Genomic DNA, 18,705 nt, shown 5'->3' on the forward strand with positions numbered 1-18,705 from the left:
TACGTCGCACTTTGCGTCGCCAGTGCCATCGTGGTTGAAAAGCACATCTAAAGCACCACACGAGGGTTGTGCAGTGTCAGTTAAACCAAGGTCAGCCCTTGACTATCGTGCCGGCGCTCCGCGTCGGTATGCAGTTCGTGACGCTCTGCGTCACACAGCGGTTTTGCGGTGTCAGTGGTATTTGCGTCTGACCCAGGTCTCCTTTGCGCCCTTACGGCGCCCTACTTTGAAAGACCAAAGTAGGCAAAGTCTCAGCTCCGTTTCCGGCCCGACTTCGTCGGGTTCCTTCGCCCTGACACTGATCCGGCGGTCGCCGCAACGGGCCATCCATGGCCCGGTGCGGCTTGCTCGGCGTCCTGCCGAGCATCCCCCGGATCAGCGTCAGCGCTCAGCCGTCACTTACGTCGCACTTTGCGTCGCCAGTGCCATCGTGGTTGAAAAGCACATCTAAAGCATTTTCGCGAGGCGTCACGCGGAGGTTGTGCGGTGTCAGTTAAAGCAAGGTCAGCACCTGATTATCGTGCCGACGCTCCGCGTCGGTATGCAGTTCGTGACGCTCTGCGTCACACGGCGATTCTGCGGCGTCAGTGGTATTTGCGTCTGACTCAGGTCACGTTTGCGCCCTTACGGCGCCTTACTTTGAGGGATCAAAGCAAGCAAAATCCTGGCTCCGTTTCCGGCCCGACTTCGTCGGGTTCCTTCGCCCTGCCACTGATCCGGCGGTCGCCGCAACGGGCCATCCATGGCCCGGTGCGGCTTGCTCGGCGTCCTGCCGAGCATCCCCCGGATCAGCGTCAGCGCTCAGCCGTCACTTACGTCGCACTCTGCGTCGTCACGGCCATCGTGGTTGAAAAGCACATCTAAAGCATTGTCGCGAGGCGTCACGCGGAGGTTGTGCGATATCAGTTGAAGCAAGGTCAGCCCCTGACTATCGTGCCGACGCTCCGCGTGGGCATGCAGTTCGTGACGCTCTGCGTCACACAGCGACTCTGCGATGTCAGTGGTATTTGCGTCTGACTCAAACGCCCTTCGGCGCGCGTTGAACACAGCGTTCGCGGCGGTCGTCCACGCGTTCGGCGAACCAGGCGGTGGTGAGGTTGCGGGTGATTTTCGGGCTTTTCAGGGTGATACCGGGCAGGATGGCCCTTGGCAAAGGCTTGCCTGCCGACGTATCGGCCAGGGCGAACACTTTGCGGTACAGATCAGTCTCCTCGAATTCGAGCGTGTCGCCTTGCTTGAGCTGATTCCATATCTGCGACTTGTTCATGCCCAACCGGTCCGCCAAGGTGCGCACTGCCAGTTCGGTGGAGCCGGGTGACGTGGAGTCGAAGCGGATCAGGTCGCCATCAAGCGCCAGTTCGATGCCGGTCGCCCGGCTCACTGCATTCTGAAACGCAGCGTTACGGCTGGCGTACCAACCGGCGTTGAAGTCGGCGAAACGATACAGCGTCTGGGTGTAGTTCACCGGGTAGCCCAGCAAATGAGCGATACCGAAATACATGCCGCCACGGCGGGTAAACACTTCTCGCCGGATCGAACCGTCGACCGTGTAGGGGTAATCCTCGGCATGTTTTTCGGCGAACGCGATGCTGACCTGCATCGGCCCACCGGTCTTGACCGGGTTGAAGTTGCCGAACAGAACCTGCCCCAACGGCACCATGCCGATGAAGTCATCAAAAATGGCGCTCAGGTCTTTCTCGGTACGGGCTGAATCGAGCCGCTTGCCGTAGGTCTTGCCATCCGGCGAACGCACCCGCAGCGCTGTGGCGATCAGGGCATTGGGAATATGCAGCCGCGCAGCGCGCCGGTCGATTTCGGCGCGAGCGATACGGCCCATGTTTGGCACCGCCGGATCGACCTGAAAGGTGGACTCCTGCTCGGTCACCGCCAGCACGGCACACAGGTTTTCGGTGGTCATCGGGATTTTCTGTGCGGCGAACGCGGCATGAATATCCGTCGCCCATGCTTGCCGGTCACTGACAGTGGCCGGCATCAGCCGCACGATCTGCGCACGCGCCTGCTGGGGGCTCAGTTCGGGTTCCTGAACGCGCGAGGTACCGCAACCCGCCAGTACCAACAGGCCAGCGCTCATCATGAGCCATTTATACACGCTTCGATTCACTCCATGACTCCCGACCATTTGCGCTTCAGAGCACATTTACTTCAAAAGACTGACCAGTCAATCCTCGCACTGAGCTTTTCCAGTGCTGCCATACCGACAAGGGAGTTGCCAGCCGCGTTCAACTCCGGAGACCACACACAAACCGAAAAACGCTCCGGCACGATCGCCACGATCCCGCCGCCTACCCCGCTCTTGCCCGGCAGGCCGACGCGATAGGCAAAATTGCCCGCTTCGTCGTAGAGGCCGCTGGTGGCCATGATCGAATTGACCTGAGTGGCCTGGCGGGCGCTGAGGATCTGCTCGCCACTGTGGGCGCAAAAACCTTGATTGGCCAGAAACCCGAACGCTCGCGCCAGATCGATGCAGTTCATGCTCAGCGCGCAATGGTGAAAATAGCTGCGCAGCACGTCTTCCACATCGCCATGGAAATTGTCGAAGGACTTCATCAGATAAGCAGCCGCCGCGTTGCGCGAACGGTGTTGGTATTCGGACTCGGCCACCCTGGAGTCGGAGGTGATCGACCGGTTGCCGCACAGACGGCGCACAAAATCGCGCATTGACAGCGATGGCGCGGCAAAACGCGCCTGATTGATGTCGCAGATCACCAGCGCACCGGCATTGATGAACGGGTTGCGCGGCCTGCCCCGCTCGAACTCCAGCTGCACCAGCGAGTTGAACGGCTGACCGGAAGGTTCATGGCCAAGACGTTGCCAGATGTCTTCGCCGGAATGGCCGATGGCCTGAACCAGGCTGAACACCTTGGAAATGCTCTGAATCGAAAATTGCGTCTCGGCGTCACCGGCGCTGAACACCTGACCGTCGTTGCCATACACCGCGATGCCCAACTGATCAGGCCGGACCCCGCCCAGTGCAGGAATATAGTCGGCGACCTTGCCCTGACCGAGCAAAGGTCTTACTTCATCGAGGATTTCGTTCAGCAGGTCTTGCATGTAGGCGCCCCTTGTTTTGGGTGCGCACACTACACCAACCCTCGGCGCCTCGCATCACTGCAGTGACTCAGTCCCGGTAATCGGTGCCGTTGCGCTCCAGCTCGCGAATCAGCGCGTTCCAGTGCCGCGCAACGCCCGGGCCATGCCCGTCCTTGATGACTTTGGCCTGTTCTTCGACCCTGGCGATGACTTCACGGGGCGGAAACACCAGCTCGGCATTGCCCGCCGACTGAGCGGCTATCTGAATGTTGCAGGCGTATTCCAGGGAATGAAGCTGCTGAAAGGCATGTTCGACACTGACGCCGCCGGTCAGCAACCCGTGGTTGCGCAGGATCATCACGCTCTTGTCACCCAGGTCGGCCACCAGCCGTTCGCGCTCGCTCAAGTCCAGCGCGATGCCTTCATAGCCGTGATAAGCCACGCGCCCGGAGAAGGCGATGGCGTGTTGGGAAATCGGCAGCAGTCCGTCCCTCTGTGCCGACACCGCAATACCGTCACGGGTGTGGGTGTGCAACACCGCCTGGAGGTCATGACGCGCCGCATGAATCGCGCTGTGAATCACGTAACCGGCATAGTTGATGCCCAGGCCGGTCGGGTCATCCACAATCGTGCCGTCGATATCGACTTTCACCAGATTGGACGCCGTGATTTCATCAAACAGCAGGCCAAAGGCATTGATCAGAAAATGCTCGTCCGGCCCTGGCACCCGTGCCGAGAAATGCGTGTAGATGTGGTCAGTCCAGCGCTTGAGCGCCGCCAGACGATACGCCGCTGCCAGCTTGACCCGGACCTCCCATTCCTGTGGCGAAACCCGGTCGCGTACATTGCCACCCACTGACGATGTGGCATCTGGCTGGATCGGCAAAGCGCTGACGTTGCTCATGGTGCTGCTCCTGAAAGACTGCAAACGATCAGCAAGACTAGGCGCATCAGGCATCAATTAAAAATCACATTTACTTCTAAGCTAATTATAAAAATAAAGAATATTAGACAGCCGGTTTTCGCTGGTTTGGCGCACTGACCAAGCGCGCTATGTTTATGCTTTAACGTTATTTAAAAAATATTTTATAGAGCGATATGCTCCAGAAAACCCCGTGTTCTTACTGGAGCTGCGCATGTCAAAACCCTTCCTGTTTCTTCCCCGTTCGAGCCGCCTGGCAGCAGCCATCGGTCTGGGGGCCGCGTTGTTGACCGGCACGCTGATCGCGCCCGCTGCCGCACAGGCTGAAGGCGAAATTCGCATTGCTGAACAGTTCGGCATCGTCTATCTGCTGCTCAACGTGGTGCGCGATCAACGACTGATCGAGAAACATGGCAAGGAAGAGGGGCTGGAGATCAAGGTGGACTGGACTCAGTTGTCCGGCGGCTCGGCGGTCAATGATGCGCTGCTGTCAGGCTCCATCGACATTGCCGGTGCCGGGGTTGGCCCGTTGCTGACCATCTGGGACCGTACTCACGGCAAGCAGAACGTCAAAGCGGTCGCATCACTGGGTAACTTCCCGTATTACCTGGTGAGCAACAACCCCACTGTCAAAACCATTGCCGACTTTACCGAAAAGGACCGCATTGCCGTGCCGGCGGTCAGTGTTTCAGTGCAATCGCGCTACCTGCAGTTCGCCGCCGCCAGGCTTTGGGGCGACAAGGAATACGCACGGCTGGACAAGTACACCCTGAGCCTGCCGCACCCGGACGCCGCCGCCAGCCTGATTGCCGGCGGGACCGAATTGACCGGGCATTTTTCCAACCCGCCGTATCAGGACCAGGAACTGAAAAATCCCGACGTGCATGTCGTGCTCAATACCTACGACCTGCTCGGCCCTAACTCACCCACCGTGCTGTTCGCCACCGAGAAATTTCGTGACGAGAACCCGAAGACCTACAAGGCGTTCATTGAAGCGCTGAGCGAGGCTGAAGCCTTCGTCAGCAAGGACATTGGTGCCGCAGCCGACACCTACCTGCGCGTCACTCAGGCGAAGATTGACCGCGCCGAGCTGCTGAAGATCATTGACCAGCCAGCGTTCCAGTTCACTATCACGCCGAAGAACACCTACCCGCTGGCCGAGTTCCTGTACCGCGTCGGCGCGATCAAGAACAAACCGGCGTCGTGGAAGGATTACTTCTTTCAGGATGCCACCCCGTTGCAGGGCAGTTGAGCGCTCACAATTACCCTCATACACAACGGCCGTTCACACGCGCTGCGCTCGGCGTTATAGACAAGCCTGGATGACGGGCCGCCTGCAGGGCGTGGGAGCGAACCAGGCGGATCGCCGCCCCGGTCGCTCCCACGGCCTTCGGCCAGCATCAAGAGCGGACGTGTGTAGAACGCAAAGTAGCGGCACGAGCGTCAGCGGCAAATCAAATTACCAGTTATACGTCACCTTCCCGTAGTAAAACGCGCCGCTATACCCGTAAGGCGAGAAGGTGCTGTACGCCAGGTTGCCGCCGCTGGACGAGAATTCGTTGAGCTTCTCGGGGTATTTGTCGGTGACGTTGTCGCCACCGAGGGTGAAGACCCAGTTCTTGAGCGTGTAGTCCGCCGCAAGGTCCAGCAACCAGGCAGCGCTGAAGGTCTGGTCGTTGACCTTGTCGGCCTGGTAGCTGGTGAACTCGCCATAGCGAACCAGATTGGAATGCAGGGCCCAGTGACCGAAGGTGAGGTCGTTACCCAGCGTCAGCTTGTGCTGCGGCGTGGTGTCGCCCAGCAGGCCGATGCGTTCCCTGCGGTCAACACGGACCAGGTTTACCCCCAACTGATCGAGAATCGCCGGGTTGGCTTTCACGTCGGTGACCTTGGTGTGATTGTAGTTGTAGCCCACCGTGCTGTTCCAGCGCACGCCGTTGTCGAACTGATAGCGATAGCTGGCAACCAGATCGACGCCGTCGGTGCTGGTGTCCGTCGCGTTGGTGAAGTAACGCGCGCTGGTGTAGTTGATATCGCCCACGCCATTGCTGCGCAGGTAGTTGATGGCGGTGTTGTTGAGGACCAGGTTGGAGGACAGCGAGACACGGTCCTGAATGTCGATGCGATAAACATCAGCGGTCACGGTCAGGCTGTCCAGCGGCTGGAGCACCAGACCCAGGCTGTAGTTGCGCGACTTCTCGGGCTTGAGGTCTTCGGCCCCCAACAGCTGCGCGACATGACTGCCGGCCGGAAATGTGCCCGCTTCCTGGACCGTGTTGCCAATCAGTTGTGACGAGGTGAACGTGAAATTCTGCTGCGCCAGCGACGGCGCGCGGAAGCCGGTCGACACACTGCCTCGCAAGGCCACCTGCGGGGTGAAGTCATATCGCGCCGAGAGCGAGCCGCTGACGTTGGAGCCGAAATCGCTGTAGTCCTCATGGCGGACAGCCGCCGACACACCCAGTTTTTCGGTCAGGTTGGTCTCGACGTCCAGATACTGGGCGAAGTTGTGTCGCGAGTAACTGCCTGCATCGGCAGCGCGAAAGCCACCCAGCCCGGAACTGCCAGTCTGAAAATACGACTCCGCCTGCCCCGCCTCGATCTGATAACCCTGACGCAGGTATTCCGCACCAAAGGCGACCGACACCGGATAAGGCAGCCACGTGGCGTTGAACTCCCGCGACAGGTCCAGGCTCAGCTGTTTCTGGTCGTTGGTCAGCGTGCCGTTATCGAACGAGCGCGGTGTGTTCAGGCCCAGTGACGTGTTGATGGTTTTGGTGCGCAGCGCATACGTGTTTTTTCCATAGTTGGCGGACAGGTCGTAATGCCAGTCATCCAGCAGTTCACCGCGCAGTCCGACGACCAGCGAAGTGTCTTCAAGCGTGCCGTTGATCAGCGGTAAATAACCGTTCGGGTAAATCGCCGCGATGTTGTTCGACGCATTGCTCGGTCGATAAAACGCGGCCGTTTCACCACGGCGCTTGCTGTAACCCCCGAAGCTGTAGAACTCCGCCGCCTCGTTGAAGCTGTATTCGGCGTTGTATTGCAGTTTGCCTTCATGGGTTTGCGGCTCTCCCTGGCGAAACACCTGCTGGCCGTAAGTCGTGGAACCTATGCTGGAAGCACGAAAATCATCACCGGCCCGGTTGGTGTAGTCGTTGTTGGCGCCCTCGCCCGAAAGGTTCAGCGTGCCGTTGTCACCCAACGCGAAGCCGGTATTGCCGGACACCTGCCGCTGAATCCCGTCGCCCTTCTTGTACTGGCCGTACTTGCTGGAAATCGACCCACCGTGATCCGCACTCTTGAGGATGATATTGATCACCCCGGCAATCGCATCGGACCCGTAACGCGCCGAAGCACCGTCACGCAGCACTTCGATGTGGTCGATAGCCGACAGTGGAATAGCGTTCAGGTCAGCCGGAGCCGAGCCGCGCCCGACGGCTCCGCCCAGGTTGACGAAGGCTGAGGTGTGGCGGCGCTTACCGTTGACCAGCACCAGCACCTGATCCGGCGACAGGCCCCGCAATTGTGCCGGGCGGGTCAGCTCTGCACCGTCGACCAGGCTGGGCCGTGGAAAGTTGATCGACGGGATCAGGCGCGCGAGCACGGTGCCCAGTTCGCTGGAGCCTGAACTGCGCAGGCTGTCACCGGAAATCACATCGATGGGCGACAACGACGCACTGGCTGTGCGCTCCTGCGCGCGGGTGCCGGTCACGATTACCGTGCCCAGAGTAGACGCGCCCGGGTTGTTGCGATCATCGGCTGTATCTGCAGCGTAAGCACTCGCGCTGATACCCGCGACGCTCAGCAAATTGGCTGAGCACATCGCCGTGGCCAGCACGTTCTGTTTGAAATTCCCCATACCGCTACCCCTTGAAAATCCCTGAGCCAGAAGCGTCTGTTCTGGTGACAACGAGCGATCCGTGCGGCGGACGGTGGCGATCATTACAGTGTTTGATTAATGGTCCGGTAGTCCGATGCTTTATAGCTTAATAACATTGATTAAAAGATTTAAATACTGATAAAGCATAAGCATCTGCATTTGTGTCACGCCGGAAACATCCATGAAAACCAAATAAAAAAAGGCCGCACCTGCCTGAGGATGCGGCCCGAAACGGTTAAGGCTGATGGAATCAAAAACCGGTTATTTAGCGGTGATCACCGACAATTTGGTGATCCCGGCACGCTCGATGGAAGCCATCGCCCGCGCCACTTCGCCGTAGTTCACACCGTTGTCGGCCTGCAGTTGCACGCGCACATCCGGGGCTTTCTCCCTGGCGGCCTTGAGGTGGGTCTCCAGCAGGTCGGGCCAGGTTTCATCCTTGTTGATGAACAGCTTGCCCTGCCCGTCGATACTGACCACCAGCGGGTCTTTCTGCTCGACCGGTGCGACCGACTCAGTCTTGGGCAGGTTGATCGGGATCGAGTTGGTCAGCAGCGGCGCGGTGACGATAAACACCACCAGCAGCACCAGCATCACGTCCACCAACGGCGTGACGTTGATCTCGCTCAGCACTTCGTCCGTGTCTTGTGTGGAAAAAGCCATCTCAGGACGCCTCCTTCACTTTCTGACCTGTCTGGCCGTTTGCAGCGCCGGACTTCAAGACAGGATGAAGCAGGACGCGGAACGCGCTCTTCTGCGCCAGGCTGTAGAAGTCATGAGCGAAGTCATCCAGATCGGCAGCCGTCAGTTTCAGGCGACGCAAAAAGTAGTTATAAACCAGCACAGCAGGCACCGCGACGGCGATACCGACACCGGTTGCCACCAGCGCCGCACCAATCGGACCGGCGACTGTTTCCAGACTTGCAGAGCCAGCGGCGCTGATCCCCTTGAGGGCCGACATGATGCCCCAGACCGTACCGAACAGGCCGATGAAGGGCGAAGTGCTGCCGATGCTCGCAAGAATCGCCAGACCGGTTTCCAGCGAACGGCGCTCACGGACGATCTGTTGGCGCAAGGCACGCTCAAGACGGTCCTGATGGTTGATCGACTGGCTGAGGTCGTTGGCCTGCGCGCCGTCCGGCACCTGAATGGCGGCGTAGCCGGCCAGCGCGACACGGGCAGCAGCGCCCGGTTGTTCGTGAGCCAGTTGCGCGGCGGAATCCAGGCTCGATGCCGCCCAGAACTGCTTGTGAAACGCGCGATCCTGCGCTTTGAGGCGTGAGAACTGCACGCCCTTCAGCAACGCAAGCGCCCAGGTGGCAACGGAGAAGATCACCAGCAGCCAGATGACCGCGTGTTCGATGGATTCAAAAGGCGAAGCAAGTAGGTTCATGGCGCAGCTCTCTTTATGAACGAAGTCTGAACAAGGCGTTGGGTGTGTCGCGATGCGCCTTTGGTTCAGGTAGCTCGCCGGGTCAATCGAATGTCGTGGTTATTGGATCTTGAACGCTTATTTGATCTTGAATGCTTACTTGATCTTGAAATCAATGGGCACGCTGACCCAGCCATCCTGAGCAACATCGCCCTGTTTGGCGGGCACGAAGCTCCAGCGTTTTACCGCAGCCAGCGCTGCGTCATCCAGCTGATCGCGGCCGCTGCTTTTCTGTATCTGAATCTCGCCGGGCTTGCCGCTGGCCAATACATGAACGCGCAACAGCACCGTGCCCTCCCAGCCACGCCGCATGGCCAGCGACGGGTATTCCGGTGCCGGATTGTGCAGGTAGCCCGCGCTGGCCGACGCCGGGGTGACCGGTTTGGGCGCAGGCGGTGCCGCTGGCGCGGGTGCAGCGACAGGTGCGGGCACTGCAGGTGTCGGCGGCGGCTCGACCGGTTTGGCCACAGGCTTCACGACGGGTTTGAGCACCGGTTTGGGCGGCTGAGGCCTGGGTTTGGGAACCGGCTTGGGCGGTGGCGGCTTGACGGCCAGTTCGTCCTCGACCGGAGGCGGCGGCTCGACCACCGGCTGCACAACCGGCTCGGGCGGTGGCGGCGGCGTTTCCACCACGGGTGGCGAAGGCTGGGAAAATTCAATGGTCATCGGCGGAATTTCCGGCGGCACGACCGGCAATACGGGTGTCGGGTTCTGACTCAGCCAGTAAATAACCGCGCCGTGGAACACCAGCGCCAACGCGCCAAGCAGAATGGCTTCACGCAGCCCGAGGATGGGTTTAGGGGTGCTGTGCAACCGCGATAACGCCAGAGGTCCACGAAAAGGACGCCCCAGATCGACCAGATCGCTGCTCGGCGTCTGGCACCAGCGCACATCATGCGCACTGGCGGCGGCCTGGACATTGCCCATTGATACACTCCTGCATTTTCATGATAAAAATCCAGGTTCTGTTGGTATCAGTCACCTTTCCAAAGTTGATGTGGCAAGGCGATCATGGCTGAAAGAGGCTTGTTCCTGAAAAGAATATTTGGTTAGCCGGTTAGATCAATAGTGAATATAAGGACTTGGCTGGTGAGGACGAGCGCGGTCCGGGAGAACGCTATCGTGCCGACGCTCGGCACTCGACTTGAGCGCGGCGCGTACCAGCCAACACATCAATGACCGCTGTGGTCCCCATGTCCGCTATGCGCGTCGCTGGTCAGCGATCTGGCAACTGCGGTGACCTCAATGGATTCCTTCACGCCCTTGGCGTCCTCCACGGTCAGGGTCAGCGGCACCTTGTCGCCCTCTTTGACCTGCGCCGCCAGGTCCATGAACATGACGTGGTAGCCGTTGGCATCGAACACCACCGGCTTGCCCGCCGGCAGTTCGACCGAGGTAACGCGTTGCATGCTCATCACATCGTCTTTCATGCTCATCTGGTGGATCTGCACGATTTTGGCAACGGGCGAAGCGACGTCCACCAGTGTGCTGTCGGTGCTGGACGTGATCTTCATGAACGCGCCTGTGGCAGATTGGCCCGGCACAGTGGCACGCACCCAGGCATCGTCAACGATGGTGTCGGCCAGCACCTGAGCGCTCAGGCCCAACAGCGAAAGGGTCAGCAATAGCGGCTTTACGGCGTTACGGATCAGAACGGTCATCAGCATACTTCCATCAAAGTGAGCAGATCTTCAGTGCATTGTTGAGCGGACAGCCGGTGCGCCAGGCCCAGACGCAACACGCCGCGGGTGTCATAGACATAACTGGTGGACGTGTGGGAGATGGTGTACGTATCACCCAGCGGGACCTTTTCAAAGAACACGCCGAACTCTTTTGCCGTCGCGGCTGTTTCTTCAAGGGTTCCGGACAGGGCGATGAAGGTCGGATCGAACGCCTTCACGTAGGCGTTTACGACTTCGGGCGTGTCACGCTCCGGGTCCAGAGTGATGAACACCACCTGAAGGGTCTTGCCCTCCTCGCCCATGAGTTTTCTGATTTGCGCGGCACGCGCCAGTGTCGTGGGGCAGATGGCCGGGCATTGGGTGAAGCCGAAAAAGATCATCGGCATCAGGCCGCGGAAGCTCGACAGCGTCTTGACGTTGCCTTGCGGATCCTTGAGACGGAAATTTCGCCCGAGGATCTCGTTGCTCATGTCCTTGCCGTGCTTGAACGGCAGTGCGTTGGCGTTGCCACAGCCAGCCAGCAGGCCGAGGCTCAGCAACGAGAGGCCTGTGACCACCTCGCGGCGGGTCAGATGTTGCGTCATGTCGTACGTCCCCTGGAGGGTAAGGCGCGTGGGTTCGGACAAATTCAAAGGCGGCGAATTTACCACTCAAGGGCCGTCGGGAATACCGACAATCCTGTATCAAACCATGAGCAGACGCGCAAACGTTGTGCTCATGGGCCGCGATGGGGTGTGCGACAAAACAGCGCAGGCGGTTGAACAATCTTCACGCGGTCACCGGGCCGCAGCGCCCTGCAGGAAAAATTCGATCAACAGTGCCCCCATCCCGGCGCGCGCCACACGACCGCGGCGTTCAGCGTCGACCAGCCCGGAAAGCAGCGACGCGAAGGTCTCTGTAAGGACGGTGGCGCCGATGTCGATCCGGAACAGGCCTTCGCGCTGCCCCCGTAGAAAAAACGCATCGAGCGCATCCGAGTAAGGCAACCAGCGGCGACCGCCGGCGTTTTCGTCGAGCGAATCCGGGCGCCACTGGAACACCAGAAAGACCAGCATTTCGCGGTGCATGAGGTGGTTGTCCACCAGCCGCTGAAACGCTTCGAGCGGCGGAGCGTGCTTCAGGTCCGCGTCGGCAACCATCTGATTCATCAGGTCCGAGGCATGATTGAGCAGCATTTCCACAAGGTTGGCACGGGTACCGCAGAACCGGTTGAGGGTTGCCTTGCTGACGCCGGCAGCCTGAGCGATATCCTTGAGCGTACCGTTGGAATGGTCAACCAGCGCAACGGCCAGGGCCTTCAGAAGTTTGTCGTCAGCGGCGGTTAATTCCATTGGGTGCGTTTTCAACTCGTATAAGTGGCAGGCGGCGCATTGTGCAGAAAATAGCCGCGTTCTCAAAGCCCATACACAATTAGTCACTAAAGTCTCATATGAGTCAATATTGACTCACCACCTGACAACAGTGGATCATGCGCGGCTTTAGCGTCTAACGGGCTGCGGCCGGGTGAATGATGAGTAATTTCAGCGATTGGCGTGTCCTGCCTGCAATAGCCATGCTGGCCGCCTTCGGCCTTGTCGGTTGCGAGCAGAAACCGCCTCAGGATCATGCCGCCGCTGCGGCCCCCAAAGAAGTGGAAACGTTCACGGTGAAGACCGAATCGTTCACCGTGGTCGACGAATTGCCCGGCCGTATCGAACCGGTGCGTGTGGCCCAGGTACGTGCCCGGGTGGCCGGTATCGTGCTGACCCGCAACTTCGAAGAAGGCGCTGATGTGAAAGCGGGTGCAGTGCTGTTTCAGATCGATCCGGCGCCGTTCAAAGCGGCGCTGTCCAAGGCTCAGGGTGATCTTGCCCGGACCGAAGCGACGCTCTTCGAGACTCAGGCCACCGTCAAGCGTTACGAGTCGCTGGTGGAAATCGAAGCGGTCAGCCGCCAGACCTTCGACACCGCCCGCTCCGCACTGCAGAACGCCGTCGCCGCTAAAAAATCGGCTCAGGCTGACGTGGAGACGGCCAGGCTGAACCTGGGCTACGCCACGGTCAAAGCACCGATTTCGGGTCGTATCGGTCGCGCGATGGTCACCGAAGGCGCGCTGGTCGGTCAGGGCGAGACGACACTGCTGGCGACGATTCAGCAGTTGGACCCGGTCTATGCCGACTTCACTCAGCCCGTGGCTGAAGCGCTGCAGATGCGCGCGGCCATTCAGGAAGGCCGTTTGCCCAAGGGCGGCGAAGGTGCGTTGTCGCTAAGCGTCGACGGCACCGACTACCAAAGCACCGGGACCCTGCTGTTTACCGACGTTGCAGTAGACCGGACCACCGGCCAGGTTTCGTTGCGCGCACGCTTCGCTAACCCGAAAGGCGTTTTGTTGCCGGGCATGTATGTGCGCGTGCGCACGCCTCAGCGGGTCGATGCCAACGCCATGTTGATTCCTCAGCGTGCCATTCGGCGCGCCAGCGACGGTGCAGCGCACGTGCTGGTGATCGGACAGGATGGCGCGGTCCAGGCCAGACCCGTCAAGACAGGCACCATGCAGGACTCGCGCTGGCAGATCACCGAAGGCCTCAAGGCAGGCGAGCAGGTCATTGTCGGCAACAGCAGCGGGCTGAATCCGGGTGACAAGGTCGTTGCCAAATCGCCGTCCGCCCAGCCGCAGACCAGCGCCCAATAACGCCGCTTCAGTGCGATCGAGGATCACTGTTCATGTCTCTGTTCTTTATCAAGCGGCCCAATTTTGCCTGGGTGCTGGCGTTGTTCATTCTGCTGGCAGGCCTGATGGCCCTGCCCGCCTTGCCCGTGGCGCAATACCCTGACGTGGCGCCGCCACAGATGACCATCACGGCCACCTACCCCGGCGCCTCCGCCAAAGTACTGGTCGATTCGGTGACCAGTGTCATCGAGGACGAGCTCAACGGTGCCAAGGGCATGCTGTATTACGAGTCGACCAGCAACTCGACCGGCAGCGCCGAAATCAATGTCACGTTCGTGCCCGGCACCAACCCGGACATGGCGCAGGTCGAAGTCCAGAACCGTATCAAGAAAGCCGAAGCGCGCCTGCCGCAGACCGTGCTCAGCCAGGGTTTGCAGGTCGAACAGGCGAGCTCCGGTTTCCTGTTGATCTTCACCCTGAACTACACGGGCGATTCGGCCAACAAGGACACGGTCGCGCTGGCGGACTACGCGGCACGTAACGTCAATAACGAGATCAGTCGGGTAAACGGTGTCGGCAGGCTGCAGTTCTTCGCCGCCGAAGCCGCCATGCGGGTCTGGATCGACCCGCAGAAGCTAGTAGGTTTCGGGCTGTCCATCGATGACGTGAACACCGCGATTCGCGCGCAGAACGTTCAGGTGCCCGCCGGCAGTTTCGGCAGCAGCCCTGGCACGTCGTTGCAGGAATTGACCGCCACCCTGGCGGTCAAGGGCACACTGGACAACCCCGAGGAGTTCGGGCGAATTGTCCTGCGGGCCAACGAAGACGGCTCTGCGGTGTATCTTTCGGACGTCGCACGGGTTGCGATCGGCAGTCAGGATTACAGTTTCGAATCGCGCCTGAACGGCGAACGTGCCGTGGCCGGTGCCGTCCAGCTGTCGCCGGGCGCCAACGCCATCGAGACCGCCAGGGCGGTCAAGCAGCGCCTGACCGAGCTGTCCGTCAACTTTCCGGAGGGGGTCGAATTTTCGATCCCTTATGACACCTCGCGTTTCGTCGATGTGGCCATCGACAAGGTGATTTACACCCTGATCGAAGCGATGGTGCTGGTGTTTCTGGTCATGTACCTGTTCCTGCAGAACATCCGCTACACACTGATCCCGACCATTGTGGTGCCGGTCTGCCTGGCCGGTACGCTGGCAATCATGTACCTGATGGGCTTCTCGGTGAACATGATGACCATGTTCGGCATGGTGCTGGCCATCGGCATTCTGGTGGACGATGCCATTGTGGTGGTCGAGAACGTCGAGCGGATCATGGCCGAAGAAGGGCTGTCTCCCGCTGCGGCGACCGTCAAGGCGATGCAGCAGGTGTCCGGTGCGATTTTCGGCATTACCCTGGTGCTGGCTGCGGTTTTTCTGCCGTTGGCGTTCATGGGCGGTTCGGTCGGGGTGATCTACCAGCAGTTTTCGCTTTCGCTGGCCGTGTCGATTCTGTTCTCGGGTTTCCTGGCCCTGACCTTTACCCCGGCCCTGTGCGCTACGTTGCTCAAGCCGATCCCCGCCGGGCACCATGAGAAGCGCGGTTTCTTTGGCGGCTTCAATCGTCTGTTCGGCACATTCACAGACCGCTACGAGCGCGTCAGTTCCAGCATGATCAAGCGCGCCGGTCGCTACATGTTGCTGTACGTGGGCATTGTCGGTTTGCTGGGCTTTTTCTATCTGCGGTTGCCGGAATCCTTCGTGCCGGTGGAAGACCAGGGTTATCTGATCATCGACGTGCAACTGCCCCCCGGCGCGACCCGAGCGCGTACCGACGTCACGGCGCAGTTGCTGGAAAACTACATGTTGTCCCGTGAGGCCACGAGCGCGGTGACCATGCTGCTGGGGTTCAGCTTCTCAGGCATGGGCGAAAACGCCGGCCTCGCGTTTCCGACCCTCAAAGACTGGTCGGAACGAGGCGACGGTCAATCAGCCGCCGAAGAAGCGGCCGCGTTCAATCAGCATTTTGCCGGCCTCAGCGACGGTACGGTAATGGCCGTTACACCACCGCCCATCGAGGGTCTGGGCACCTCCGGCGGTTTTGCGTTGCGCTTGCAGGACCGCGCCGGCCTGGGCCGCGAAGCCCTGCTTGCCGCGCGCGACGAGCTGCTGGCCAAGGCAAACGGCAACCCGAAGATTCTCTACGCCATGATGGAAGGTCTGGCCGAAGCGCCGCAGTTGCGCCTGAACATCGACCGCGAGAAAGCCCGCGCCCTGGGGGTCAGCTTCGAATCAATCAGCAACGCCCTTGCCACTGCGTTCGGCTCCTCGGTCATCAGCGATTTCGCCAACGCCGGGCGTCAGCAGCGGGTCGTGGTGCAGGCCGAGCAGAGTTCGCGAATGACGCCGGAAAGCGTGCTCAAGCTGTACGTGCCCAACAGCAGTGGCACGCTGGTGCCGCTGAGCGCTTTTGTCTCGACGCACTGGGAAGAAGGCCCGGTGCAGATCGCCCGCTACAACGGCTACCCGGCGTTCCGGATCGCAGGTGATGCGCCGCCCGGTGTCAGCACCGGCGAGGCGATGGCAGAGATCGAACGTATCGTCTCCGCTCTGCCTGCGGGCATTGGCTACGAATGGACCGGCCTGTCGTATCAGGAAAAAGTCGCCAGCGGTCAGGCAACCGGGCTGTTCGCGCTCGCGTTGGTGGTGGTGTTTCTGCTGTTGGTCGCGCTCTACGAGAGCTGGGCGATTCCGCTGGTGGTGATGCTCATCGTACCGGTTGGCGCGCTGGGCTCGGTCCTCGCCGTGACGGCGGTGGGCATGCCGAATGATGTCTATTTCAAGGTCGGGCTGATCACCATCATCGGGCTGGCGGCGAAAAACGCGATTCTCATCGTGGAGTTCGCCAAGGAGCTGTGGGATCAGGGCCACTCGCTGCGTGATGCCGCACTTCAGGCTGCGCGGCTGCGCTTTCGGCCGATCGTCATGACGTCACTGGCCTTCATCCTCGGCGTCGTTCCGCTGACCCTGGCCACCGGCGCAGGTGCTGCAAGCCAGCGCGCCATCGGCACCGGCGTGATTGGTGGCATGCTCAGCGCCACGTTGCTGGGGGTGGTTCTGGTGCCGATCTTCTTCGTATGGGTGCTGACGGTGCTGCGCCGCAAGCCTCATACAGCGCAACAGACTGCTGACGCCGACAAGCAATAGACCCGGTTCAGCCGACAATCCGGCGGGGCTCAACCCCGTCGGCCCCTTCTACTCCGGCCCGGACTGCTGATTGCGCAGCACCTTGACGCGGCTCCAGGCCGGCACCGTGCTGACGGCAATCTCCGAGGCGGCGTTGACGCGATTGCGACCCTGCGACTTGGCGGCGTAAAGCGCCCGGTCGGCGAGTTCGATCAGGCCTCGCTGGTCGAGTTGCCGATCATTGCCCATAAACGTGGCCACCCCCAGACTGACCGTGACAATCCCGAACGGGCTGTCGGGGTGCTCGATCTGCCTGTCGCGGATGGCGTGCAGAATATTTTCCGCAACCAGACGGGCGCTGGCTTCATCGGTGCCGGGCAACACCACCGCAATCTCTTCCCCACCGTAACGGGCGGCGACATCCGCAGGTCGACGGATACACTGTTCGACCAGCCGGGCAAGCATGACCAGACACTCGTCACCGGCCAGATGGCCGTAATGATCGTTGTAACGTTTGAAATGATCGGCATCGATCAGAATCAATGACAGCGTGTTGCGCTCACGCCGGGCGCGCTTGAATTCAGCGTCCAGAAACTGATCGAAACGCCTGCGATTGGCCAGCCCCGTGAGTTTGTCTTCGGACGCAATCAATTCAAGGTGCTGATTCAACTGGATAAGGGCAGCCTGGGAACCCAGCAACTGATCTTCTGCGCGTATACGGCTGTGAATATGGCCCAGCAGGCGCAGACCCAGCGCGACCACCAGCCCGAGCAACACCAGCATCACCAGAATGGATTGTTTGGTCTGCCCCATCCAGTCAAGCATGGCCTCCTTCTGCCCCAGTGCAACCACGGTCACAATCGGGTACACATCACTGCGTTTGAAGGCATAAAACCGCGATACGCCATCAATTCTGGAGACAAAACGGGTGGTGCCGGAAGGCGAGTCGAGTTCGGAGGTAAAAATAGGCGTCGACGAGAGGTCGCGGCCGATTTCTTCGTCCAGATGCGGATACCGCACGCGCAGTTGCCCGGAGGTCGAGGTCAGGCTGATGACGCCGGTTTTTCCGATCTGAATGCCTGAGTAGAATTTCAGCAGATGCTCGACGCCGATCGTCACGACCATCAGCCCGGCAAAACTCGAATCGGGGTGTTCGATGCGCCGACTGACCGATATCACCCACTCTCCCGAAGCGCGACTGCGTATGGTCGGCCCGATGTAGGGTGCCTTGCCGGGCGTATGAAGGTGACGCTGAAAAAACTCGCGCTGTGCGCTGTTGATGCCTACCGCCTTGGGGTTGCTTGAAAAAATGCAGACACCGTTGGCATCGTACAGCGAGACGGTATCGACCTGCGGCAGCGCGCCCATTTCACGCGCGATGACCGACCTCAGGCGTTCGACCTGATCAGGTCCGAAACCGTCCTTTTCGACACGCTCCGTCAGGCCGATCAACATCAGCTCGCTTTGCTTGAAAATACCGTCTGTGTAAGTGCTCAGCGCCCCAGCCAGATTCACCGTGCTGGTCTGGATGTTATCCAGCGTGTTGCGGCGCGCGGTCCATGCCTGCCAAGCCATCAACATCACCACGCAGACACACACCACGAGGATCAGCCACGACGCAAGCCGAAGGTCGCGTTTCAAAACTTGCCTCCACAACAGGTGAGAACCAGTGCATCTGGTTTTCTGGAAACCGGACCTGATCGCTCAGGGACCTTCGACAACCCTTTTGCTATCAACTGCCGTTGTCGGCAGGCGCTTTGCCCTGCCTGAACGCCTGGCGCCAGACAAAAGCATGCCGGGCAGTGGCATCATAATGCCACGTACCGATACCTGTGGGTTGTTTGGGGTTCAACTTACGCAGTCAGTCACACACTGGATCACAGCGGTGCCAGATTTTCTGGAGGGGCCGTGAGCGAAA

Annotated in this window: 14 protein-coding genes; 3 read left to right on the forward strand and 11 right to left on the reverse strand. The window is 60.2% G+C overall.

Translation table 11 applies throughout. The features are described 5' to 3' along the window. Window positions 1-1,018 precede the first annotated feature (1,018 nt). The 3 genes from BW686_RS24525 to BW686_RS24535 all read right to left on the reverse strand — a co-directional run bounded on the left by BW686_RS24525 (window position 1,019) and on the right by BW686_RS24535 (window position 3,955). Entirely contained in the window at window positions 1,019-2,095 is a 1,077-nt protein-coding gene (locus tag BW686_RS24525; protein ID WP_084920417.1) for a DUF1615 domain-containing protein, read from the reverse strand. Window positions 2,096-2,163: 68 nt separating this feature from the next. Next, a complete protein-coding gene (gene glsB / locus BW686_RS24530) occupies window positions 2,164-3,072 on the reverse strand; it encodes a glutaminase B (RefSeq protein WP_084920419.1) in 909 nt (302 codons plus the stop codon). 67 nt (window positions 3,073-3,139) lie between these two features. Then, window positions 3,140-3,955: a class II aldolase/adducin family protein gene (locus tag BW686_RS24535; protein ID WP_084920422.1), complete on the reverse strand. Its 816-nt coding sequence runs from the start codon at window positions 3,953-3,955 to the stop codon at window positions 3,140-3,142. 232 nt (window positions 3,956-4,187) lie between these two features. Here BW686_RS24535 and BW686_RS24540 point away from each other — a divergent pair, with 232 nt between their 5' ends. Next, complete coding sequence (locus tag BW686_RS24540; protein WP_084920425.1) at window positions 4,188-5,225, forward strand: ABC transporter substrate-binding protein; 1,038 nt, start codon at window positions 4,188-4,190, stop codon at window positions 5,223-5,225. Between the two features lie 207 nt (window positions 5,226-5,432). Here BW686_RS24540 and BW686_RS24545 read toward each other — a convergent pair whose 3' ends face one another. From BW686_RS24545 to BW686_RS24575, 7 genes are all read right to left on the reverse strand, one after another. Beyond that, window positions 5,433-7,835: a TonB-dependent receptor plug domain-containing protein gene (locus BW686_RS24545; protein ID WP_084920427.1), complete on the reverse strand. Its 2,403-nt coding sequence runs from the start codon at window positions 7,833-7,835 to the stop codon at window positions 5,433-5,435. 282 nt (window positions 7,836-8,117) lie between these two features. Next, window positions 8,118-8,519 carry an ExbD/TolR family protein gene (locus BW686_RS24550; protein ID WP_084920430.1) on the reverse strand — a complete coding sequence of 134 codons (402 nt, stop codon included), beginning with the start codon at window positions 8,517-8,519 and terminating at the stop codon, window positions 8,118-8,120. A gap of 1 nt (window position 8,520) precedes the next feature. Further along, window positions 8,521-9,249: a MotA/TolQ/ExbB proton channel family protein gene (locus BW686_RS24555; protein WP_084920433.1), complete on the reverse strand. Its 729-nt coding sequence runs from the start codon at window positions 9,247-9,249 to the stop codon at window positions 8,521-8,523. A 135-nt stretch (window positions 9,250-9,384) separates the two neighbouring features. After that, window positions 9,385-10,215: an energy transducer TonB gene (locus tag BW686_RS24560; protein ID WP_084920435.1), complete on the reverse strand. Its 831-nt coding sequence runs from the start codon at window positions 10,213-10,215 to the stop codon at window positions 9,385-9,387. A 245-nt stretch (window positions 10,216-10,460) separates the two neighbouring features. Next, complete coding sequence (locus BW686_RS24565; protein WP_179149377.1) at window positions 10,461-10,955, reverse strand: copper chaperone PCu(A)C; 495 nt, start codon at window positions 10,953-10,955, stop codon at window positions 10,461-10,463. Beyond that, entirely contained in the window at window positions 10,949-11,554 is a 606-nt protein-coding gene (locus tag BW686_RS24570; protein WP_084920439.1) for an SCO family protein, read from the reverse strand. Before BW686_RS24570 ends, BW686_RS24565 begins: the two co-directional genes overlap by 7 nt. Before the next feature lie 192 nt (window positions 11,555-11,746). Beyond that, on the reverse strand, window positions 11,747-12,301 hold the full coding sequence (locus tag BW686_RS24575) for a TetR/AcrR family transcriptional regulator (RefSeq protein ID WP_084920442.1): 555 nt from the start codon (window positions 12,299-12,301) through the stop codon (window positions 11,747-11,749). A gap of 179 nt (window positions 12,302-12,480) precedes the next feature. Between BW686_RS24575 and BW686_RS24580 the strand changes: the two genes are divergently transcribed. After that, entirely contained in the window at window positions 12,481-13,641 is a 1,161-nt protein-coding gene (locus BW686_RS24580; RefSeq protein WP_084920502.1) for an efflux RND transporter periplasmic adaptor subunit, read from the forward strand. 32 nt (window positions 13,642-13,673) lie between these two features. After that, a complete protein-coding gene (locus BW686_RS24585; RefSeq protein WP_084920444.1) occupies window positions 13,674-16,808 on the forward strand; it encodes an efflux RND transporter permease subunit in 3,135 nt (1,044 codons plus the stop codon). Window positions 16,809-16,856: 48 nt separating this feature from the next. On the opposite strand, the gene BW686_RS24590 is transcribed toward BW686_RS24585, so the two are convergent. Further along, window positions 16,857-18,428: a sensor domain-containing diguanylate cyclase gene (locus tag BW686_RS24590; protein WP_084920447.1), complete on the reverse strand. Its 1,572-nt coding sequence runs from the start codon at window positions 18,426-18,428 to the stop codon at window positions 16,857-16,859. Between the last annotated feature and the right edge of the window lie 277 nt (window positions 18,429-18,705).

The sequence above is a fragment of the Pseudomonas syringae genome, assembly GCF_002157375.1.
Classification (GTDB): Bacteria; Pseudomonadota; Gammaproteobacteria; order Pseudomonadales; family Pseudomonadaceae; genus Aquipseudomonas; species Aquipseudomonas syringae_T.

Bases quoted from the DNA above. Each gene is read 5' to 3' on its own strand.
- BW686_RS24525 (WP_084920417.1), bottom strand. From the start codon at position 2,095: ATGATGAGCGCTGGCCTGTTGGTACTGGCGGGTTGCGGTACCTCGCGC.
- glsB (WP_084920419.1), bottom strand. From the start codon at position 3,072: ATGCAAGACCTGCTGAACGAAATCCTCGATGAAGTAAGACCTTTGCTC.
- BW686_RS24535 (WP_084920422.1), bottom strand. From the start codon at position 3,955: ATGAGCAACGTCAGCGCTTTGCCGATCCAGCCAGATGCCACATCGTCA.
- BW686_RS24540 (WP_084920425.1), top strand. From the start codon at position 4,188: ATGTCAAAACCCTTCCTGTTTCTTCCCCGTTCGAGCCGCCTGGCAGCA.
- BW686_RS24545 (WP_084920427.1), bottom strand. From the start codon at position 7,835: ATGGGGAATTTCAAACAGAACGTGCTGGCCACGGCGATGTGCTCAGCC.
- BW686_RS24550 (WP_084920430.1), bottom strand. From the start codon at position 8,519: ATGGCTTTTTCCACACAAGACACGGACGAAGTGCTGAGCGAGATCAAC.
- BW686_RS24555 (WP_084920433.1), bottom strand. From the start codon at position 9,249: ATGAACCTACTTGCTTCGCCTTTTGAATCCATCGAACACGCGGTCATC.
- BW686_RS24560 (WP_084920435.1), bottom strand. From the start codon at position 10,215: ATGGGCAATGTCCAGGCCGCCGCCAGTGCGCATGATGTGCGCTGGTGC.
- BW686_RS24565 (WP_179149377.1), bottom strand. From the start codon at position 10,955: ATGCTGATGACCGTTCTGATCCGTAACGCCGTAAAGCCGCTATTGCTG.
- BW686_RS24570 (WP_084920439.1), bottom strand. From the start codon at position 11,554: ATGACGCAACATCTGACCCGCCGCGAGGTGGTCACAGGCCTCTCGTTG.
- BW686_RS24575 (WP_084920442.1), bottom strand. From the start codon at position 12,301: ATGGAATTAACCGCCGCTGACGACAAACTTCTGAAGGCCCTGGCCGTT.
- BW686_RS24580 (WP_084920502.1), top strand. From the start codon at position 12,481: ATGAGTAATTTCAGCGATTGGCGTGTCCTGCCTGCAATAGCCATGCTG.
- BW686_RS24585 (WP_084920444.1), top strand. From the start codon at position 13,674: ATGTCTCTGTTCTTTATCAAGCGGCCCAATTTTGCCTGGGTGCTGGCG.